General features: G+C 58.4%; 15 protein-coding genes. 4 read left to right on the top strand and 11 right to left on the bottom strand.

Features of this window, described 5'->3' with window-relative positions:
* Nucleotides 1–196: 196 nt before the first annotated feature.
* From FE795_RS00245 to FE795_RS00210, 8 genes are all read right to left on the bottom strand, one after another.
* Nucleotides 197–1,225 (bottom strand): carbon-nitrogen hydrolase family protein, encoded by a 1,029-nt coding sequence (locus FE795_RS00245; protein ID WP_003800676.1) that lies wholly within the window; start codon nt 1,223–1,225, stop codon nt 197–199.
* A gap of 15 nt (nt 1,226–1,240) precedes the next feature.
* On the bottom strand, nt 1,241–2,164 hold the full coding sequence (locus tag FE795_RS00240) for a fumarylacetoacetate hydrolase family protein (protein WP_003800679.1): 924 nt from the start codon (nt 2,162–2,164) through the stop codon (nt 1,241–1,243).
* 95 nt (nt 2,165–2,259) lie between these two features.
* Complete coding sequence (locus tag FE795_RS00235; protein ID WP_003800681.1) at nt 2,260–3,384, bottom strand: cupin domain-containing protein; 1,125 nt, start codon at nt 3,382–3,384, stop codon at nt 2,260–2,262.
* A gap of 21 nt (nt 3,385–3,405) precedes the next feature.
* Entirely contained in the window at nt 3,406–5,742 is a 2,337-nt protein-coding gene (locus tag FE795_RS00230) for a bifunctional salicylyl-CoA 5-hydroxylase/oxidoreductase (RefSeq protein WP_003800683.1), read from the bottom strand.
* A 130-nt stretch (nt 5,743–5,872) separates the two neighbouring features.
* On the bottom strand, nt 5,873–6,316 hold the full coding sequence (locus tag FE795_RS00225; protein WP_003800684.1) for an acyl-CoA thioesterase: 444 nt from the start codon (nt 6,314–6,316) through the stop codon (nt 5,873–5,875).
* Nucleotides 6,317–6,412: 96 nt separating this feature from the next.
* Complete coding sequence (locus FE795_RS00220; protein WP_003800688.1) at nt 6,413–6,928, bottom strand: MarR family winged helix-turn-helix transcriptional regulator; 516 nt, start codon at nt 6,926–6,928, stop codon at nt 6,413–6,415.
* Nucleotides 6,929–7,170: 242 nt separating this feature from the next.
* On the bottom strand, nt 7,171–8,676 hold the full coding sequence (locus FE795_RS00215) for an indolepyruvate oxidoreductase subunit beta family protein (protein WP_003800690.1): 1,506 nt from the start codon (nt 8,674–8,676) through the stop codon (nt 7,171–7,173).
* 23 nt (nt 8,677–8,699) lie between these two features.
* Nucleotides 8,700–10,910: a thiamine pyrophosphate-dependent enzyme gene (locus tag FE795_RS00210; protein WP_219235390.1), complete on the bottom strand. Its 2,211-nt coding sequence runs from the start codon at nt 10,908–10,910 to the stop codon at nt 8,700–8,702.
* 250 nt (nt 10,911–11,160) lie between these two features.
* Between FE795_RS00210 and FE795_RS00205 the strand changes: the two genes are divergently transcribed.
* A complete protein-coding gene (locus FE795_RS00205; protein WP_003800695.1) occupies nt 11,161–11,619 on the top strand; it encodes a MarR family winged helix-turn-helix transcriptional regulator in 459 nt (152 codons plus the stop codon).
* Nucleotides 11,620–11,838: 219 nt separating this feature from the next.
* On the opposite strand, the gene FE795_RS00200 is transcribed toward FE795_RS00205, so the two are convergent.
* Together FE795_RS00200 and FE795_RS00195 are read right to left on the bottom strand one after the other, a co-directional pair.
* Nucleotides 11,839–12,822 carry a Bug family tripartite tricarboxylate transporter substrate binding protein gene (locus FE795_RS00200; RefSeq protein WP_003800697.1) on the bottom strand — a complete coding sequence of 328 codons (984 nt, stop codon included), beginning with the start codon at nt 12,820–12,822 and terminating at the stop codon, nt 11,839–11,841.
* Nucleotides 12,823–12,886: 64 nt separating this feature from the next.
* The gene (locus tag FE795_RS00195) at nt 12,887–14,482 is read right to left on the bottom strand and encodes a sulfatase-like hydrolase/transferase (protein WP_003800699.1); all 1,596 of its coding nucleotides are present in this window, start codon (nt 14,480–14,482) and stop codon (nt 12,887–12,889) included.
* Nucleotides 14,483–14,734: 252 nt separating this feature from the next.
* On the opposite strand from FE795_RS00195, the gene FE795_RS00190 reads away from it, so the two are divergent.
* Entirely contained in the window at nt 14,735–15,475 is a 741-nt protein-coding gene (locus tag FE795_RS00190) for an IclR family transcriptional regulator (protein WP_131071122.1), read from the top strand.
* A 32-nt stretch (nt 15,476–15,507) separates the two neighbouring features.
* Here FE795_RS00190 and FE795_RS00185 read toward each other — a convergent pair whose 3' ends face one another.
* The gene (locus tag FE795_RS00185; RefSeq protein WP_003800704.1) at nt 15,508–16,467 is read right to left on the bottom strand and encodes a 5'-nucleotidase; all 960 of its coding nucleotides are present in this window, start codon (nt 16,465–16,467) and stop codon (nt 15,508–15,510) included.
* 124 nt (nt 16,468–16,591) lie between these two features.
* Between FE795_RS00185 and FE795_RS00180 the strand changes: the two genes are divergently transcribed.
* Nucleotides 16,592–17,293, top strand: a complete 702-nt coding sequence (locus FE795_RS00180) for a glutathione S-transferase (RefSeq protein ID WP_059318414.1) — start codon at nt 16,592–16,594, stop codon at nt 17,291–17,293.
* 84 nt (nt 17,294–17,377) lie between these two features.
* Nucleotides 17,378–18,892, top strand: coding sequence for an MFS transporter (locus tag FE795_RS00175; protein ID WP_003800708.1), 1,515 nt, complete (start codon nt 17,378–17,380; stop codon nt 18,890–18,892).
* The last annotated feature ends 111 nt before the right edge of the window (nt 18,893–19,003 follow it).

Below are 19,003 nucleotides of genomic sequence, written 5' to 3'. Positions count from 1 at the left end.
CCCATGCAGGAAGGGAAGCAGCCGTTCAAACAGCCCACTCCTCCAGGCTGGCGCTGCCCCTTTTTCAAAAACGGGCAGTGTGCATCTTTGTCCACTGCGGCCAGGCCACAGCGGTTTTTGACCGGGTGCTTGAGCAAAGCGCCCCGTCAAAAAACGGTCCCGATCCAACACTGGAAGGGGACCGTCTTGAACCTGCTTACGCTTCCTTGTCGTCCAGAACGGAGAACTCGGCAGGGTTCAGGTCGGGCTGGGACGCGGCATCGCCTTCGTAAAAGCGGGCAGGCGTCAAAGCCTTGCGGTTCACACGCAGGTCAAACACGTCAAAACGGTTGTAATGACCCGTAATGTCGTGCATTTGACGCGGCTGGATGCAGCGCGACAGATCGATGTCGGCGTAGGCAATGCCTTCCTTGTCGATCAGGGCTTCGCCCTGCACGCGGCCATCGGGGCCAATAATGCCCGAGAACGCACTGTTGGGACGAGCCAGCAGATCACGCGCTTCGGGATGAGTGGCGGACATGGCCTCGACAATTTCCTCGGAAACCGTCGAGCAGGCCACCACCGTAAACACCTTGCCTTCAAAGCAGTGTGCAGCAGCACGCAGGCGAATGGCTTCAGCCATGTCGTAGTCCTTCGGTGCCACGGGCAAGGCGATGTAGCTGGCAACGTGGACCAGCTCGCCTTGCGACAACAGGCTGAAACGAGCCAGCGTGTTGGTGTTTTCGCCGCACGCCAAGGCGCCCAGAGGGCCGATGGTGGTGTCATGCACACGCATCGAGGAGGCGTCGCCGTTAGCCCAGGTCAGTTTTTCTGCCCAGGTGGGCACCAGTTTGCGGTGACGGCCCAAAATGCGACCGTCAGCGCCGATGGTGACCAGCGTGTTGTAGAGAGTGCCGATGCCAACGGGACTGCGCTCGTTCACACCCAACACCACATTGACCTTGCGCTGACGACAAACCTGCGCAACCTTCTGGATCTCGGGACCTGGGACTTCGATGGCCGATTTGCACAGGCGCTCGAACCATGGGCTGCCCTCGATCGGGTTCATCACCCAGCTCCAGTAGGGGTAACCGGAGACGAACACCTCGGGGAAGGCGATCAGCTCGGCACCGTTGTCGGCTGCTTCATTGATCAGACGACATACTTTTTCGATGGTCGCATTCGTGTCCAGGAACACAGGCGCTGCCTGAACGGCGGCGGCCTTGAACTGACGCAATTCCAGCATCATGCTCTCCTTTACTTAGTTTTGGGGGGTCACGTCCACGATGGGGTGACGCAATTCGCCGATGCCTTCCACCACAGCATGCACCACGTCGCCAGGCCACATCCACTCTTGAGGATCACGGCCAGCGCCCACGCCTTCTGGTGTACCCGTGGCGATGATGTCACCGGGTTCCAGCGTGATGCCGGCGCTGATGTCAGCGATCAGGTCATTCACGTTGAACAGCATGTGCTTGGTGTTGGAGCTTTGCTTGGTCACACCGTTCAGAGTCAGGCTCAGGTTCAGGTTGTGAGGATCGGTCAGCTCATCGGCCGTCACGATCACAGGACCGAATGGCGCGTAGGTGTCCTGGCCTTTGGAGTAGATCCACTGACCGGCACGACGGCAGTCGCGAGCGCTCACGTCGATCATGACGGAGTAGCCGAACACGTACTTCAGGGCGTCTTCCTTGGCCACGCGCTGGGCACGGGTGCCCATGATCACGGCCAGTTCCACTTCCCAGTCCATTTGCTGCGTGATGTTCTTGTTGTGCTCGATGGCATCGCCGGGGCCAATCACGGTGGTGGGCGGCTTGGAGAAAATCACGGGCTGCTTAGGCAGCTCTTTGGAGGTGTCCAGGGTACGGCTGGATTCGGCTACGTGTTCCACGTAGTTCAGGCCGATACCAAAGATGTTCTTGCGTGGACGGGGGATAGGAGCCAACAGTTTGACGTTGGCCAAGGGCAGTGCCACGCCAAAAGGCATATCGTCGGCGTAGGTTTCCAGCAAGCGAGCCGTGGAAGTCACAGCGGCTGGGCCCAGGTCGATGAAATCGAGCATATTGTCAGGCAGCATGTGGCCTGTGGCGTCGCCCAGGTAACCCAGGTCAACCACCAGATCGCCCACAATGGCGCCCAAGCGGCCAGCGGCAGCAACTTCACTACGGTACGTTACAAGACGCATTTCTATCTCCAGATTGGGCCATCTTGCGCAGATGGCTTGAATAAATCGGGTCGGCCCGCCTTGGCAGGCCGTCCAAATAAGTTAAACAAGTAGTCTTACAGCAGCACCTGGTGGCCGCCGTTCTCTGCCAACGCTTCTTCGCGGTACAGATTCAGGGCACGCATCACAGGCAGGTCGTGGAACGAGAACAGGCAGGCGTCTTGCGACGAGGAACCATTCACGTGCTCATGGAACATCCAGGAAGGGACGCAGAAAATGTCGCGTTCGCGCCAGTCAAAGCGTTTGCCATTGATGATGGAATACCCTTCACCCTTGGCACACTGATAAATGATGCTGCCCGTGTGACGGTGGGCCTTGGTGTGCTCACCGGGGCGCAGCATCTGCATGCTGGCGCCGATGGTGGACATGACAGGGCCGCCGGTCAGCGGGTTGATGTAGTCCATGATGACGCCATCAAAGGGGCTGCCGTCCGTTACCTTGGCGTAGGCTGACAAGGCTTCGTACGTCGGCTCCCACTCGTACTTGAGCAGCGGCGAGTAGGGTTTTTGCCAGTCGTGCAAAGTGGGCTTCAAACCACGGCCACCCCAGATTCCCACCGCGTCGTTGACGGGATGCGTAATGGCCTGGGCCAGATCCGGGTGAACGGCGTAAAAACCGGCTTCCAACGCATTGACCAGGGGAATGTCCAGACCGTCCTGCCAGATGCAAGGCAGGCCGTCGGCTTCCACGCCGTGCTCGTGCCAGCAGCCGTTGGGGGTCAACACAAAGTCGTTGGCACCCAGCGTCATCTTGTGCCCGTCCACGATGGTGTAGGCGCCACGGCCTTCCATAATAAAACGCAGGGCCGAGGAGGAGTGAGCATGTGCGGAAGCCGCTTCACCCGGTTTCATGACCTGCAAACCGGAGTACAGCCAACCCACCGCCGCCGACACTTCCTGGCGACCGGGGTTGTTCAGGTAAATCACGCGACGACCGGCTTTTTCAGGGCTGACCAGATCCACCGAGCGCAACACATAGTCGCGCAGGTCGCGGTAGCGCCACACCACCGGCACGGACTCGGACTTGGGCTCCCAGGGCTCAATCTTGTTGGCCACGGTCCACAAGGCACCGGCCTCAAATTGAGTCAAATCCTGGTAGTACTTCACCAGTTCGGGCGTGTCCTCAACATCAGCACGACCGATCACGCTTTCGCGATGGGTGTCAAAACGTTCTTCCGACATGATGCTGTCTCCTTTTGTGTTTTATGACTTGGCTGGGCCATCCTGGGCGACTGGCGCACGCTTGATCTGACGCTGCAACCAGTCTTTGCCCCACTCATACTGAACCGGCCAGGCCAGGTCGGTGTAGCCCAACTCCGCAGCCTGACGTTGCGGCCAGTTCGCATCGGCCAGGAAGCCGCGCGACAAGGCGCACAGGTCAGCACGGCCTGCGGCAATAATGCTGTTGGCATGATCCGCTTCCATGATCGAGCCCACCGCCATGGTGGCGATACCGGCTTCGTTACGGATACGGTCGGAGAATGGAGTCTGGTACATGCGGCCGTAAATTGGCTGCTGCTCCAGCACCACTTCACCCGAGGACACGTCGATCAGATCGGCACCGGCTTGCTTGAACAAGCGGGCAATTTCCACACCGTCGTCCGCCGTGTTGCCGCCTTCGGCCCAGTCTGTTGCCGAGATACGCACCATGATGGGCTTGTTCTCTGGCCAGACGGCGCGGATGGCCGCAAACACTTCCAGCGGGTAAGCCATGCGATTTTCCAGACTACCACCAAACTCATCACTACGCTGATTGGTCAGCGGCGAGATAAAGCTGGACAACAGGTAACCGTGAGCGGCTTGCAGCTCAATGCAATCAAAACCGGCCTGGTCAGCGCGCTTGGCAGCGGCCACAAAGGCGTCACGAATCTCGTCCATCTGGGCACGGGTGATCTCGGTAGGAACAGCCGTCACACCAGCCTGATAAGGCAGGGCGGAGGCCGACACCAAAGGCCAGTTGCCTTCAGCCAGCGGCTGATTGGCTTTTTCCCAGCCCAGCTGCGTCGAACCACGACGACCCGCATGACCCAGTTGCACACCGATCTTGGCGCCTTGTTCGTGGGCAAATGCCACGACAGGCTTCCAGGCCTCGGCCTGCTCGTCGTTCCACAGACCGGTACAACCGGGGGTGACACGAGCTTCCGGCGTCACGGCGGTCATTTCAGCCAGGATCAGGCCAGCGCCACCCATGGCACGGCTGCCATAGTGAACGTGATGCGTGGCATTGGGCATGCCGTCCTTGGCGCTGTACATCAGGGTGGGCGAGAACACGATACGGTTCTTCAACTGCATGTCGCGCAGCTTGAAAGGGGTGAACATGGGCGAGGGGGCCTTTTCACCCTCAGCCAGCTCCATGCCCGCTTCCGTCGCCATCCAACGCTCGTATTTTTCCAGCCAGGCGGCATCACGCACCCGCATGTTCTCGTGCGAGATACGCTGCGAACGGGTCAGCATGGAGTAGGTGAACTGCTCGGGCTTCATATTGGCGTAACGGGCCACGTTTTCGAACCATTCGGTCGAGTTGCGGGCAGCGTTCTGAATGCGCAATACGTCCACGCTACGAGCGGCTTCGTAATCTTTCAGCGCCTCTTCCATCGACTCGTGGTCCATATGCTGGGCCAGCGTGATGGCATCTTCCAGGGCCAGCTTGGTGCCCGAACCGATCGAGAAGTGAGCGGTGTGAGCGGCATCGCCCATCAGTACCACAGGCACTTTCTTGCCGGTGCCGTAATCTTTCCAGTGCACCCACTTGTTGCAGATCACGCGGGGGAAACGAATCCAGATGGCCGAACCGCGCAGGTGCGTGGCATTGCTGATGAGCTTGTTGCCATCGAGGTGATCGGCAAACAGCTTCTCGCAGTAGGCAATGGCCTCTTCCTGCGACATTTCACCAATACCGGCTTTTTGCCAGGTTTCCTCGGGCGTTTCCACGATGAACGTGGACAGGCCTTCCTGGAAACGGTAGGCGTGAGCCTGGAACCAGCCGTGCTCGGTTTCCACAAAAATGAAATTAAAGGCGTCAAACACCTTTTCCGTACCCAGCCAGACAAAACGGCAGTTGCGGGTGTCGATATCGGGCTGGTACACGTCTTGGTAACGAGTACGAATGGCGCTGTTGATACCGTCAGAGGCAATCAGGATATCGGCGTTGTACTTGCGGGCCAGCTCAGCGTCGTCCGACACCACGGTCTCGAACACCAGGTTAACGCCCACTTCTTCGCAGCGAGCCTGCAGGATGTTCAGCAGCTTTTTGCGACCAATCCCGATGAAACCATGACCGCTGGAGCGCACGGCGCTACCTTTGAAATGGCACTCGATGTCGTCCCAGTGGTTGAAGGCGTCACCGATGGTCTGCGCGGACACAGGGTCAGCTTCACGCAGGTTTTCCATGGTGGCATCCGAGAACACCACGCCCCAGCCAAAGGTGTCGTACGGTCGGTTACGCTCGATCACAAAAACCTCGTTCTGAGGGTTTTGCAACTTCATCAGCAAACCGAAATACAAGCCGGCTGGGCCTCCGCCAATACATACGATATTCATGATATGTCCGTATGGTCTGAATACATGCTTTCGAGCATAGTATATTTATTAATAAATATTATACAAGTCAACTATTTAAATCAAAAAAAATACCTGACCTGCACACTGCCTGCTACTACTTCAAACTAGATCAAGCCTGGCTGCTTTCTGGCTGGGCAATCACATACGCTTGCATGGGGTTGCGCAGGAAATCAGGGATAGGAATACCCAGGTGGGTCTCCAGCGAGGTGGTCACCACAGTCTGGCGCACTTGCATACGCAGCACGCCGTCCTTGCCGACGCAACGCAACAGCAACGTCAAGGAGCTGTTGCCAATGCGTTCCACTCCCAGGCTCATCACCACATCATCACCCATACGGCTGATGGACTTGAACTCGGCTTCAATATGTACCGAGGGCATGCCTACCCGTTTGCTGGCGATCATGTTGTGAAAACCCTCGGGTACCATGGAATCGATCCATGCTTCCATCAGGTCGTTAAACATCACAAAGTACTGCGGATAAAAAACGATACCCGCTGGATCGCATTCCGAAAAACGGATGCGATGTTCTTGTTCGTACAGCTTGGAAACCATGTTGTAGACACCTTTTTAGCAAGTGTTTTGTGCGCCTGTCTGTGACGCTATCCGCATTCTGTCTGGCCTCACAGACCGGGCAGAATGCACCTTATGCTAGCTGGCCGTGCTTTGCAGATGCACCCGCAGCAAGCCCAGATGCTGATGGATATGCACAACTTCGTCTGTCGCCAGTCCTTCAAACATTTCTGCAATCCAGTCACTGTGGGCCTGGGCCATCGCCTCGAAACTGCTTTTGCCCTTGGGGGTGAGACGCAACACCCAAGCACGTCGGTCTGTTGGACTGCTCTGGCGAGACACCATGCCTTCTCGGGCCAGCTCGTCAGTCAGTCCGGTAATATTGCCGCCGGTCACCATCAGATAGCGTGACAACTCGCCCATCTTCAGGCCCTGCGGGTAGCGGTACAACTGGGCCATGTAATCAAAACGGGCCAGCGAAATACCATGATTCTGGCGCAGGCGACGACGGATCTCGTCCTCGATCTGCTTGGTGCAGGTCAGCATGCGCAACCACAATTTCAGGCTGGCAGGGTCCTTGGGACCGACGCGGCCTTCAAATCCAGCATCGGCTGGCTCTACCAGTAAATCCTGTGCTGCTTCGCTTTGATTCATATTCTTGCCCCCCAAACTTTGGCTAATTTCAGTTTGACCAACAGGCGGGATACTCGTGCTTGAACAAGTGTGAACAAGTGGCCAAATAGACACGGAACGTCTGGCTCTCCACGCCGCGGTCACCGTGCCAATCCGAATTTATATTCTACTATGAATATTTTAGAAATAAAGTATTTAGGGGGTTAAATCCGTGCCTTCAAGGGTTTTCACCAAGGCCGCTGTCCAGCGGCCTGGTGAACCCTTTACACCAGGGCGTACTGGCGCAATGTGGCCTCTAGCTTGGAGCCATGCTCGTCGGCCAAGGCCGCATCGCGCAAGGCGCCCAGCATGGCTGGCGACAAGGTGCTGGGGTTGCGCTCCAGTGCCGACATCACGGTCTGGTAGTTGCGCAGCCCGCGAGCATGCGTATCGCCGTAGCCCTTGACCAGACGCTGACATTGGGCAATTTCCAAAGCCAGGGCCGGGTGAGCATCGGCCGCCTGCTCAATCTGCTTTAACCAGCTTTCAATGCGCTGTTGCTCGGCCTGGTAACGCAGCGTGCGACGACGCCAGCGTTTAAAGCCCGACAACAGATACAAAGGAATAAAGCCGCGCACCGAGCTGGTTTGAATGACACGTCCGGACTTGGTCAGCGATTTCACCAGTTTGTTGCCCCAGGTAGGACGCATCAGCCAGCGGCCAACACTGGCAAACGGCAGGATTTCGCTGATCTCTTCCACACGCGGATGCATGTATTCATTGATCGCCACAATCTGGCCATCGGCAGCACGCACTTCCTTGTGGACGCGGTCAAAACGACTGGCACGGGTTTTCAGCTCGGCCACGCGAATGGCATCTTCGTAAGACATCCACAAGGCCAGATACCGACCCGTTTCACGCACCAGGGCCACGTCATCCGGACGTGCGAAGCGGCTGATCTTTTTCAGGCGGTCCAGGTACAAATTGGCGTAATCCACATCCTGGAAATCCAGAACACGGCGCACCCCTTCCACCACGATGGGCTGGGCCTGCTCAGGCACTTCGGCACGAACACGGTCAATCAGCTTGGCAACAGCTGGGTCACGCGGAGCCAGCGTTGCCATATCAACCGGTTTGTTATCCGACTCGGCCTTGCCGGCATCACCTTCGGCCACACGAGCGTAAGCAGCGCCAAAAGCCTTCAGGCTGGGCTTGACGCCCACGCCACCGCGCTCAATTGTCTGCTCGAACTGGGTGCGGCTAAAGGGCAGCACACCCGTACTGGCCAAGGCACCAAACAGCACGGCGGAAATCACGCTGCCCGAGTCCTCGGCCGCTTTTTCCATATTGAAATACACAAAACGCTTGGCAGCCTGCGTGGCGTGCGCAATCAGCGCATTGTCATCCACCCGGCCATCGCCCATGGCCGATTTTTCGGCAATGGAGTAGACACGGTGCGTAGAGGCAATCAATGTGGTGCGGTCTTCGGTGACCAGGCCGCGCTGCACGGCGCGACCCGCTTCCATCAGCTCGGATGCCAGGACCACGTCCACATCGCCGGGCATGGGCATCAAGGCCAGCACCGGCCTCTTGCCATCAGGTGCGGCCGAGTGCGGAAACAGCTCCACATAATAAATCGTGGCACCGGTACGCTGGGCCACGCCCGGCACCGAGGTGGTTTGTGCAAAGTAGCCGTTTTGTTCGCCCAGGTTGACGATCCAGTCGGCCAGCACGCCGCCGCCTTCGCCACCCATGGCCAAAATAGCAATCTTGATTGGTTTGATCTGCATGATAAGAATCTCTACGGGTGTGCTTAGAAGGCCAGACGATCACGACGGGCAGCGTCACGACGCTGCAACCAGCCAATAAAGCCACGGCGGGTTTTTTCGCGGAACTTGTCCCAGCCAGTCGGGTTGCTGACGACTTGAGCCCGGTAGAACGAGGGGCACAGAATCGCCGCGTGGGAAACCTCACCACACAGACCGCAACCCACACAGCTGTTCATCACATTGGCCACCGGGTCCTGACGCAGAGCGTCCGGGTTGGGGCGAATCGACAGCGACGGACAACCGGACAGACGGATGCAGGAGTGATCGCCGGTACAGGTGTCCGGGTCCACGCCAAAGCGCTCGCGCACCACGCGCTCACCTGCCGCCACTGCCTTGCGGACCTGGCCTTTTTCGCGACGCTGACGGTTCAACATACATTCGCTTTGCGCCACCAGCACCTTGGGACCTTTTTCCTTGGTCGTCAGGGCCTCACGCAAAGTGGCCGTCATGGTCTTCAGATCGTAGGTGCGACGGATCATGCGCAGCCATTCCACACCCACGCCACGCGCGGCTTTCTCGATCAGGTGACCGGTACTGCGCGTTTCGTTCTTGGCCTTGGAGGACAGGATGTCCTGACCGCCCGTGGCGGCGGTGTAGCTGTTGTCGATCACAATGGTCAGGTTGTCACTGCGGTTAAATACCGCATTGGCAATACCACTGGTCAGACCGTTGTGCCAGAAACCGCCGTCACCCATGACCGAGATGGCGCGCTTGTCGGACTCCACGTTCAAGGCTGCCGAACCGGCGCCGCCCAGACCGTAGCCCATGGTGGTGTTACCCAGATTGAAGGGCGGCAAAATGGAGAACAGGTGACAGCCAATGTCGGCAGAGACGTGGTGTTCGCCCAGTTCGCGCTCCACCAGTTTCAACGCGGTAAAGATAGGACGCTCGGGACAGCCAGTACAAAACCCGGGAGGACGGGCATGAACGTTTTCGTCCAGGCTGCCCAACGGTTTGACTTCGGCGGCTTCCACGTTCACCAGGCTGGCTTGTTCCGCTTTTGGACGCTCCACCGTCTCGACTTTCATCGGGATCACACGTGGTTTGCGAGGAGCCAGAGGCTCGACGCGGCCATATTTTTCCATGAAAGCGCGCAGGCCTTTGAGCATGGTGGCGGTGTTGTATTCACCGGCCAGTGGCAGCAGGTCCTTGCCGTGCAGGGTGACGTCCACATTGTGGCGACGCACGATGTCGGAAATGTTCTGTTCCACAAAGTTGGGCTGACCCTCTTCCAGCACCAGCACCGCACGTTTGCCTTCGCAGAAACGGACGATTTCGGACTCGATCAGCGGGTAGGCCACGTTCATCACGTACATGGGCACTTTGGATTCGCCAAACACATCGGCCAGATCCAGGTGTTCCAAAGCGCGGATCACGGTGTTGTAGCCACCGCCCTGAACGATCAGACCCACATCGTCGGTGCCATCAGCAAAGAATTCATTGAGCTGACGCTCTTCGATGAACTTGACGGCGTTCGGCCAGCGCTGTTCGATCTTTTCTTTTTCATGCAGGAAGCTGGCAGGCGGCAACACAATGCGATTGATGTCGCGTGTGGGCTGCTCCATGGCTTCTTTAATGGTGAATTTGGCGCGGCGGTTGTCCGAGGCCACAAACTGACCATGCACGTGGCAGGCGCGAATGCGCAGCTGCAACATGACAGGGGTGTTGGACGCTTCGGACAAATCAAAACCGTCTTTGACCGCTTGCACAATACAGGGCAGGTTAGGACGCGGGTCCAGCATCCACATTTGCGACTTCATGGCAAAAGCGTGACTGCGCTCTTGCATGATGGACGAGCCTTCGCCGTAGTCTTCGCCCACGATGATCAGCGCACCGCCCTTGACCCCACCCGAGGCCAGGTTGGCCAGCGCGTCAGAGGCCACGTTGGTGCCTACCGTCGCTTTGAAGGTGATGGCGCCACGCAGCGGGTAGTTGACCGACGCAGCCAGTGTGGCCGCCGCGGTCGCCTCGCTGGCGCTGTTTTCAAAACGGATTCCGTTCTCTTGCAAGATGTCCTGGGCATCGGCCAGCACGTCCATCAAGTGCGAGATAGGCGCACCCTGGTAACCGGCCACATAGGACACGCCCGATTCCAGCAGGGCCTTGGTCACCGCCAAGATGCCTTCGCCACTGAATACGTCTCCATCCCCCAGGCGCAGCTTTTTGACTTCTTCGACAAATGATCGCTCAGCCATTTTCTTTCCTTACTTACCGCGTATTGTGAACATGGTATTTATTTTCATCGGAATATGTTTATATCTCAACATATCCATTCTCATGGTTTTCCCTAGTAAAGACGCCAAATTATTTGCGACACGCGAACGGACAGCTTGGTTATAGTGAGCCCTGTTGCCGCCGCGCGGGGTCTTCAGGCCTGACCATCTGCTCGGGCCCACGCCCCTGCAGATTCGCGGCACCCACTAGCCTGTAATGACAATAAGCACCATGAGCCCCACCGAACACGACACCGTCTTTGTCGAAAATTACCTGCCCGCCCTGTTGGCCCAGGCCAGCCAGCTGATCTCTGCCGAATTCCACGAAGTGGTGCTGAGCAACGGTTTGTCCATTTCCGAATGGCGTGTCCTGTCCACCCTGTCCGGCGCGGGCGAGGTCAGTATTGGGCACCTGGCGCGCATTGCGACCACCAAGCAACCAACTGTCACCCGTTTGCTGGATCGACTGGAAAAACAAGGTTTATTGCGCCGCGTAGCCCACGATGTGGATCGTCGCATCACGCTGGTGCGCATTACCGAAGAAGGGCAGACCCTGATCTCCGGCCTGATTGCCAAGGCCCGCCTGCACGAGCAGGAGGTCGTCCAGCGCCTGCAACCCCTGGACGTCAATGCCCTCAAGGCCACCTTGCGACGCCTGATTTCCGAGCAGCACGACTATAACGAGCAGTAAAACGCAGCACGACCGCGCACACTATCGGTTCTAACCCTGCTGCCTGGGGATCTGGATGGTCCAGCCAGGAGTGGGAGAGAGAGACGGCCAGCATTCAGAAACACCACCCACACACCGCTCAGGCGATGTGTGGGTGGTGTTTTTTGTTGACGCAGTCCTGCCGGTTCCAACGCCCCCGGCCGACCGCTTGCCGGCACAGGGCGCTACCCGACCCGCCGTTTATTCAGGCTGAATGCCCAGGGTAGGGATCAGCTCGGAATAAACTTTGGAGTCGTTCTGCACACGCTCCAGCGTCTGGGCTGGGGTGGTGTAGAACTGGGCCAGACCACGGTTCTTGAAAGCCGCCTGCATCTCGGGAGTTTTCAGTGCCGCATCCACTTTTTCCTGAATTTCCTTTACCGTCTCATCGGGCGTGGTGCCGGGAGCAAACAGTGCAAACGTAGTGGTAGGGATGCTGTTGGCGTGGCCGCCTGCTTCCTCGACAGTCGGCACGTTTGGCAGCAGCTCGGTCCGTTTGTCTGCACCGACGGCCAGGATCCGGACTTTACCGCCATTCACATGCTGGGATGCCAGAATGCCACCGACCAGCATGGCATCCGTCTCGCCACCCAGAATTGCATTGGTCGCCGGGGCCATGCCTTTGTAGGGAATGTAAGTGAAGTTCACGCCTTCCTCACGGCCCAGCAGGCCCATGCCCAGGTGCGTGACATGCCCACGTCCGCCTGTGCCCACATTGGTATCTCCGTTGGCCTTCTTGGCCTGGGCAATGAATTCCTTGTAATCCTTGGCCGGAAAGTCATTGCGCACCAGCAGATACAGGTTCACACCTGCTACCGTGGTGACCGGCTTCAAGTCTTTTTCCCATTTGTAGGGCAGGTTGCTGTAGAGCAGAGGGTTGGTCGATACCGCCAGACTGTCCACCATCAGCAAGGCCGAACCATCGCCTTTGGCCTTGACCACATTATCGGTGCCAATAATGGCATTGGCGCCCGGGCGGTTTTCAATCACAAAGACTTTGCCCGTGGCCTTGTTCAAATGCACACCCAGATCGCGGGCCAGAATGTCAGGCTCGGTGCCGGGCGGGTAGGGGACCACAATACGTACCTGCTCCGTGCTCGGCCAGGCCGCCTGAGCCATCATCGGCGCCAGAGCGCCTACTCCGGCCAGCAACAGGGCCAGCGTCGTATTTTTAAGCTGTTTCATTGTCCACTCCTTATCGTTATTAATTGCGGCCCGCCACCCACACTGGCAGCCCCCCGCAGCGTATTTACCATCGTCCAATCAAGATGTTCATCATGCGCTCATGCGCATTGGTACGATCTTCTACTGCAGCCCAGCTTTCGCTGGCACGCCCTTTCAGGGTGTCATGCCAGTCCAGCAGGCCTTCTTTCATACGCCGACAAACCGCCGCGTACGCCGGGTCCGCGCCCAGGTCGTGCAGCTCGTCAGGGTCTTGTTTCAAATCGAACAGCTGGGGCCGATAGCCCTGCCAATGTATGTATTTATAGTCACCATCGCGCAGCATCAGCCCCCGGCACTCCTCCACCCCGCGACCCAGGATCTGACGGGCTTCCCGATACGCGTAGTCCAGACTGGCGACGGTATACTCACGAGCCCAAGCGGATTGACCGTGTAATAGGGGAATCAGGGAGCGGCCTTCCACGCGATGCTCCTGGGCGGGCAGTTGCAAGGCATCCAGAATCGTGGGCGTCACGTCCACACACTCCACAAAGGCATCACTGCCTTGTCCGCGTGTGGCGTTCGCCGACGCCCGGGGATCAACCACGATCAGCGGCACGCGAATAGCGTTTTCAAAAAAATATTCTTTCTCGCCCAGCCAGTGATCGCCCAGCAAATCACCATGATCCGAGCTGAAAATAATCAGCGTGTCTTTCAGGCGATCCTGCTGTTCGAGCTGGTCCAGCAAACGGCCGACCTCATCGTCGATCTGCTGGACCAGGCCCATATACACGGGCTTGATCGTGCGCCAGACCTCGTCCTGAGCGAAAGACCGGGACTCTTCATGCTGCTGATAGGCGGCATGGACCGGATGGGCCTGGTGGCGCTCGTGCTCGGCCCGCACTGGCGCACAGGCATCGTGCGCGCCAAAGCGGTCGTGGTAGGGCGCTGGCGCCTTGTACGGCCAATGCGGTTTGATGAAAGACAGGTGCAAGGCCCAGGGCTCTTCACCTTTGGCGGTGATGAAATCCATGGCGCGCTGGGTAAAGTAGGCGGTTTCAGAGTCCTGGGCCTTGACCCGTGCCGGCAGGCTGGCATTGCGCATGTACCAGCCAGAGGCAAACTGCCCCTGGGCGTCCTGGCTGCCGATCACATAATCTTCCCAGGGCCGCTCGCTGTCATAGCCCTTGCTGTGCAAATACTGGCGGTACTCACTATCGGGGCCCATCTCGAAGTGACCGTCATAGCGCTCGATGGCCGTAAACCCCCCTTGCCAGAAGCGCTCGGCTCCCTCGGGCTGGACCTGAAAGCGCCCGGCACGGGCGCCAGCCGGGTCCGGCACATGATGGGTCTTGCCCAGCAGATGGCAATCCCGTCCGGACTGGGCCAGATAATCGCCCAGATACAGCTCATCGATAGGGTGAGGAACGCGATTCCAGGTAACCCGGTGCGACAAGGGGTAGCGGCCGGTGTAATACGAAGCCCGTGCGGGGCCACAGACGGCCGAGTTCACATAGGCGCGATCAAAGCGCATCCCCATCGCCGCCAAACGATCCAGATTGGGCGTCTTTAATGCACCGCCGGGGGCATAACAGGACAGGTGATCCGCGCGTAACTGGTCACACATGATGAACAGTACATTCTTGATTTCCAACGACACCTGACTGGGCTGAGCCTGATCCATGTCCGCCTCTAAAAACCGATGCCGGGCCCGTGTCGTGCCCAGCGTCACAAAAAGGGTAGGCCATGTGTAAGCAAATGCATAACAGACCCGCTTGTTCTCCAGATTATTACCGCAGTCTGAGAAAAATTTCCGAATAATGTGATGGTTTAGGTATAAACCAGTAGAAGGGGGACTTGCCCGATGTTGCGCCCCACTGACAGGCCGCCGCGTGGTTAGAATAGAGAACCAACAACTCCATTTTGACGAGGGCACATGAATAGTCTAAGACGCATGTTGCAAATTCTGGACTTGTACGGTGCACACACGCCGGTGCTGGATGTGGAGACCATCTGCACCCGCCTGAGCTATCCTCCCGCCACCACCTATCGCTATCTGAAAGAGCTATGCAATAGCGGCCTGTTGATTCGCAGCCCAGAAGGCTACGCACCTGGGCCACGGTTTATTGAAATGGATTTGCTGATCCGCGAATTTGATCCGCTGGTCAGCCGCTGTCGCCCTCTGTTGCGATCTCTGGTTGAGCAAACCGGGCTGGATGTCCTGATTGGCCAGCAATATGGCGAACGCATTCTGACCACCCACCAGGAAACAGGGCCCGAGCGCTTCGAGCTGCTGTTTGGGCGAGGCCGCACGATGGACATGTTCCGCAGCTCCACGGCGCGCATCATCACCGCGTACCTGCCTACCCGTCATCTTCGCCGTTTGTACGAGAAAAACCAGCGCCTGGATTATGTACAACGCCTGGGCAAGGACTGGCCGGCTTTTTCCGCGCATATGCAGGAGCTGCGTCGCGCCGGCTACTGCATCACCAAAGAACAGATCAATCCGGGCATAGGCGGGATTTCTGCACCCATTTTCGATGATGCCAAGCGTATCTTTGGCAGCCTGACCTTGCTGGGAAGCCTGGAACGCTTTGAGGCAATCAGCCCCGAGGCACTGGCCACCCTGATCCAGCCTGCTGCACGCGCCGTCAGCCGGTCTCTGGCACAGGCCTAAGGCCTCCCTGTCCACCGTGGTTTAAGCTGTTTTCACTCTTTTTCCTGCTCCACCCCGCTGGCCGCTGGGTGATTAACAAACCCGAACGGGATGTGCACGGAGGGCAGAGTCTGCGCAGTAGGAATCAGGTGGGTAGTCTGGTCATCAAAGAAAATATGAGGCTGCAAGACCTCCAGCACCCGCCGCTTTTCAATGCCGCCCAGAAAGAAGGCCTCATTCACCTCGATGCCCCAGCTGCGTATGGTGTTGATCACACGCTCGTGAGCGGGTGCGTTGCGTGCCGTCACAATGGCAATACGCAGACGCGGCACATAGTCGGCATGGTGTTGCTGATGCTGCTGCTCCACTTCCTGAATATGCGCCAGTTTTAGCAAAAAAGCCTGCAAAAGGCCGGGATTATGCGGTTGTTGCACCAAACGCATTTCATGCTCGAAAAAAGCAGGCAAGCCCCCCTGCTGTTGGTAGACGCGCTCGGACTCGTCATCGGCAATCACGCCATCAAAATCAAAGGCCACACGAATCGGCTGATCGTCATAGGCATCCTCGTAAGAGGAGTTCAGGACCTGTCCAGCCGGATACCCTTGCTGCACCGCGCGATGCACGTCCTGCTGATTGGCGGACAGAAACAGGCTGATCGACAAGGGTTGGATATACGGGCTGGGATCGCCTCCTTGCAAAAAAACGGCTCGCGTAATGTCCAGACCATGGTGTCGAATCGAATTCATCACCCGCAGGCCGGTATTGGGATCGTTGCGAGACAGCAGCACCACCTCGACCAAGGGATCGTCGGGGGACAGGTCATTCAAGGCCAGCAAACGCCGGATAAAGGAGAAGGCCACGCCCGGTTTCAGGGGTTCGTGCTCGCGTGCCAGCTGATAGTCGCGATAGGCCGCCTCGCCCTGTTCCTGAAAGACCTGATGGGACTGGCTCAGATCAAACAGGGCGCTGGAGGCCAGCCCGATCACCAGCCGTTTTTCCAGGTCATAAGCCATGGTTTGCTCCGCAAGTGCGCAAAAAAACCAGCATACCAAAACACGAGGCAGGATCTGGCACTACCCAAGCAGAACAAAGCCTACTAAAGTGCAAGCACTATCCGCTTTGCGACACTGTGCCACCATGCCAACCACCAAACACTACACCCTTGTCCTGGGCAATCCCCACTACTCATCCTGGTCCCTGCGTCCCTGGCTGCTGATGAGCTACCTGGGCATGGACTTTGATGTGCGCTGGTTCAATTTCGGGCCCGCCTTCAGTACCCTGGCCTTTCACGAAATGGCCCCTGCCGGACACGTACCCGTGCTGCACACGCGCGGGCAAATCATTTGGGACAGCCTGGCTATTGTCGAGTATCTGGCCGAACAGCATCCCGGCGTCTGGCCCATTGACCCGATTGCCCGGGCCTGGGCACGCAGTGCCAGTGCGGAAATGCATGCCAACTTTTCTTCCCTGCGCACCCTATGCCCCTTTGCCGTGGCACTGCGCGCCCAGCATCACCGACAGGACATGCGTCTGCACGGCGAGCTTGAACGCCTGCAAACCCTCTGGCAAGAAGGTCTGAACCGCTTTGGGGGGCCTTTCCTGGCCGGCGAACGATTCAGCGCCGTCGATGCCTTTTATGCCCCTGTGGTGTTCCGTCTGCAAACCTATGGTCTGAAACTGGACCCCGCCTGCCAACGCTATGCGGACAGCCTGCTCGCCCTGCCAGCCATGCAGCACTGGCACCAGATGGCCTGTGAGGACAGCTGGCGCGACCCGGATCATGAGGCCGAAGTGTTGCATGTGGCCGATATACATCTGGATTTACGCCAGCCAGCCTAGTGTCAGCGAATAGCCATGTCAGCGCAGGCCTGAAAGAGTATCCTTGATGGTCCCGAATGATTTCGCTGGCAAGGATTACGCTGCATGGGCGACACGTACTTTCGCACGACACACTACCATTTCACCGAGCTGGACCCTCAGGCGCAGGACGCCTATACGGACTCGCTGTCTCAACAGGCACGGGCCAAGGCGGCCTGCCTGCGCTTTGATGTCGTACGCAAGGACCAGCCGCCGGGACAATGGGTGTTGTATGAAAGCTGGCAAGACAGCCAAAGCTGCCGGGACTTTCACGCCAGTGCTGCGGCCCAGACTCTGCAGAAAGCCCGGATCGAGCCGATGCTGAACCCCGCCGCGGCACCGGCTGACCCTTCCCTGGCCGCGCGCCCCGCCCGCAAGAAACGCCAATGGGACCCCTATGTGTGGATCAGTATCGCCATGTGTATCGGCGTGATGGGCACCGCTCTGGCCAGTCCGCTTTACCCGCTGTATCAGGACCGGTGGGACCTGAATGCCAGCCACATCACCCAGTTGTACGTGGCTTATATGGCCGCCGGTCTGACAGGCCTGCTGTTTCTGGGCCGTCTGAGCGACCTGAAAGGCTTTATGCCGGTGCTGCGCACGGGGCTGATTCTGGTCACCAGCGGTGTGACCTTGTCTGCCTTTGCCTGGGACGTGGGCAGTTTCCTGTTCAGCCGCATCATGATCGGAATGGCATCGAGCATGATTGTGACCTCGGCCTCCATCGGCCTGGGGCAATTTAACCGGGGTGGGGATGTACAACGCGCCGCCGCCACCACCTCGCTGATGCTGGCTTTTGGTTTTGGTCTGGGCCCGGTTGTGGGCGGCCTGATTGCACAATGGATACCCAATCCGCTGTTCTCAAGCTATCTTCCCTCCATGGTGCTGGGCATCCTGGCCATCTATGCGCTGTTCCAGATCAAACCCCTTGCCAGCAAGCAGCCCGTTGTGCAGGAAAAAAGCAGCTGGCGCACCTGGATGCCGCGGCTGACACTGCCCGCCACTCATTTGCGTCGTCCCTATCTGATTGGCTGTTTGTCGGCCTGCTGCGCCTTTGCCATGTTCAGCCTGTTTGCTTCCCTGGCACCCAGCTTCATGGAACAAATGGTGCCTTGGCATGGCCCGGCCACCAGCGGTCTGTCTATCGGGATCATCCTGTTTCTGTCCTCAGGCTTTCAGTTGCTGATCCGCCGCTGGCCCGCCAAGCGCAGCGTCATTGTGGGCCTGCTGTCCTTCACCCTGGCATGTATCGCCCTGCTGATTAACCTGTGGGCCAGCTCCTCGCTGCTGTTCATTTTGTGCGTGCTGCTGACCGCCTTTGGTCACGGCCTGTGCATGTACGGAGGCATGTCCATCGTGCAGCGCGTCTCGCCCCCTCACCAGCGTGCCGGTCTGACCTCCACTTACCTGATTACCGGCTATCTGGGCGCCATCCTGCCCATTCTGGGACTGGGCTGGCTGGCCGATCACCTGGGCCTGGACCAGGGCTTGATGATCTTTTGCAGCCTGATCGCCCTTGCCGCAACGGCGGTCTCCATCATTGCCTACCTGACGCCTGTTCTGCACAAACCGGCCTCCTGACAGCCCCCCCGGCAAGCCGTTCCCCCTTAAGAACGGCTTGCCGCGTCTGCTGCCCCCGTATATTCCCCTAGTCCATTTCAGCGCTTTCCTAGGGTTAGACCTTAAAAAGAA

The sequence above is a fragment of the Alcaligenes ammonioxydans genome, from assembly GCF_019343455.1.
GTDB lineage: Bacteria > Pseudomonadota > Gammaproteobacteria > Burkholderiales > Burkholderiaceae_B > Alcaligenes > Alcaligenes ammonioxydans.
The sequence above is the reverse complement of the archived record's forward strand: the minus strand, read 5'-3'. Positions and strand labels throughout refer to the sequence as shown.

Coding starts and splice junctions, on each gene's coding strand:
- FE795_RS00200 (WP_003800697.1), bottom strand. CDS start 12,822: ATGAAACAGCTTAAAAATACGACGCTGGCCCTGTTGCTGGCCGGAGTA.
- FE795_RS00225 (WP_003800684.1), bottom strand. CDS start 6,316: ATGGTTTCCAAGCTGTACGAACAAGAACATCGCATCCGTTTTTCGGAA.
- FE795_RS00185 (WP_003800704.1), bottom strand. CDS start 16,467: ATGGCTTATGACCTGGAAAAACGGCTGGTGATCGGGCTGGCCTCCAGC.
- FE795_RS00215 (WP_003800690.1), bottom strand. CDS start 8,676: ATGCAGATCAAACCAATCAAGATTGCTATTTTGGCCATGGGTGGCGAA.
- FE795_RS00205 (WP_003800695.1), top strand. CDS start 11,161: ATGAGCCCCACCGAACACGACACCGTCTTTGTCGAAAATTACCTGCCC.
- FE795_RS00195 (WP_003800699.1), bottom strand. CDS start 14,482: ATGGATCAGGCTCAGCCCAGTCAGGTGTCGTTGGAAATCAAGAATGTA.
- FE795_RS00175 (WP_003800708.1), top strand. CDS start 17,378: ATGGGCGACACGTACTTTCGCACGACACACTACCATTTCACCGAGCTG.
- FE795_RS00180 (WP_059318414.1), top strand. CDS start 16,592: ATGCCAACCACCAAACACTACACCCTTGTCCTGGGCAATCCCCACTAC.
- FE795_RS00235 (WP_003800681.1), bottom strand. CDS start 3,384: ATGTCGGAAGAACGTTTTGACACCCATCGCGAAAGCGTGATCGGTCGT.
- FE795_RS00220 (WP_003800688.1), bottom strand. CDS start 6,928: ATGAATCAAAGCGAAGCAGCACAGGATTTACTGGTAGAGCCAGCCGAT.
- FE795_RS00230 (WP_003800683.1), bottom strand. CDS start 5,742: ATGAATATCGTATGTATTGGCGGAGGCCCAGCCGGCTTGTATTTCGGT.
- FE795_RS00190 (WP_131071122.1), top strand. CDS start 14,735: ATGAATAGTCTAAGACGCATGTTGCAAATTCTGGACTTGTACGGTGCA.
- FE795_RS00210 (WP_219235390.1), bottom strand. CDS start 10,910: ATGGCTGAGCGATCATTTGTCGAAGAAGTCAAAAAGCTGCGCCTGGGG.
- FE795_RS00245 (WP_003800676.1), bottom strand. CDS start 1,225: ATGCTGGAATTGCGTCAGTTCAAGGCCGCCGCCGTTCAGGCAGCGCCT.
- FE795_RS00240 (WP_003800679.1), bottom strand. CDS start 2,164: ATGCGTCTTGTAACGTACCGTAGTGAAGTTGCTGCCGCTGGCCGCTTG.